This window comes from Hoylesella buccalis ATCC 35310 (genome assembly GCF_000177075.1).
In the GTDB taxonomy this organism is placed as follows: Bacteria; Bacteroidota; Bacteroidia; order Bacteroidales; family Bacteroidaceae; genus Prevotella; species Prevotella buccalis.
Genome location: NZ_ADEG01000061.1, coordinates 1 through 1,123, shown reverse-complemented (window position 1 = coordinate 1,123; position 1,123 = coordinate 1). Strand labels below are relative to the sequence as shown.

The window sequence follows — 1,123 nt, the reverse complement described above, 5'->3', positions numbered from 1 at the left end:
ATTATGAGCAGGTAGGTAAAAGTGTTGCGGATATAAGCGAGCAGATACCATTTGACATACCCGAAACGTGGAGCTGGTCAAGAGGAAAAAGTATCTTTCTTCCTATGGAATCTGAGAAGCCTAAAAATGATTTTGTTTATATTGATGTGGATGCCGTTAATAACAAAAAGTATATAATTGACAATCCAAAGCACATCACAACGGAAAATGCTCCAAGCCGTGCATCAAGGAAACTACATGAGAACGATGTCTTGTTTTCCATGGTACGTCCATACCTGAAAAATATAGCACTTGTTACAAATGAGTATAAAAACGCTATCGCAAGTACAGGATTTTATGTGATAACACCATGTATAGGTATCTATCCGCAATATCTGTATTGGATGATGTTGTCAAGCTACATTGTTGATGGGCTTAATATGTTTATGAAGGGAGACAATTCACCCTCCATAAATAATTGCCACATAGAAGAGTATTTGTATCCCATACCACCAGAATCGGAGCAGCAACGCGTTGTTGCTCAAATAGAAACACTATTTGAGCAACTGCATTAATTCTTTAACTTTTTCAACAATACGCTTTTGTTCCTCCATTGGAGGTAGCGGAACAAGGTAGCTTTTAACGGTTTTCGTTGAAAGCTCCTTTTGTTTTGTACTGCCGTCAGATTTGTCTTCTATAACTGATTGAACAGTGTTGCTTGCAAAATAATAATACAGGTACTCAGAAACGATATGTTGTTTGTAAGGACGAATAACTGTAACGTGACTATCAGCCACAGCTAACTTATAAGGGTTCAGCTTTTTGTAATATATAGCCATTCTTCCTAATGTTCCTAATCCTGTAGAGTTCCACATCAAATCTTCATCTTGCAAAATATACTCTTCTTTATAAGACGAAATACTCTGTGGCTCAATAAATTTTGCCTTTTCTAATGAAAATCCTGACCATTGATTACACTTTTGCGCAACCACTGGATACTTCTTTATTAGACTATATTTTGGCGATTTGCCTCTATGTATAAATGAGCAAATATCATCAAGTCGAACCCATGCCCAATTTACAGGTATCTCAAACGGAATCTCTTCAGCAATGCACTGCACCGACTTACCTATCTTCTCGTAGT

The 1,123-nt window shown here is 37.1% G+C and carries 2 protein-coding genes; one reads left to right on the top strand and one right to left on the bottom strand.

What is annotated here, in order from left to right; genetic code table 11:
- Positions 1 to 554: restriction endonuclease subunit S (locus tag HMPREF0650_RS06865; RefSeq protein ID WP_004349480.1), on the top strand; the 554-nt coding region annotated here is incomplete at its 5' end.
- Here HMPREF0650_RS06865 and HMPREF0650_RS06860 read toward each other — a convergent pair.
- Positions 534 to 1,123, bottom strand: a 590-nt coding sequence (locus HMPREF0650_RS06860) for a restriction endonuclease subunit S (protein ID WP_004349479.1), incomplete at its 5' end; no start/stop codon positions are given. The two genes, HMPREF0650_RS06865 and HMPREF0650_RS06860, sit on opposite strands and share 21 nt — an antisense overlap.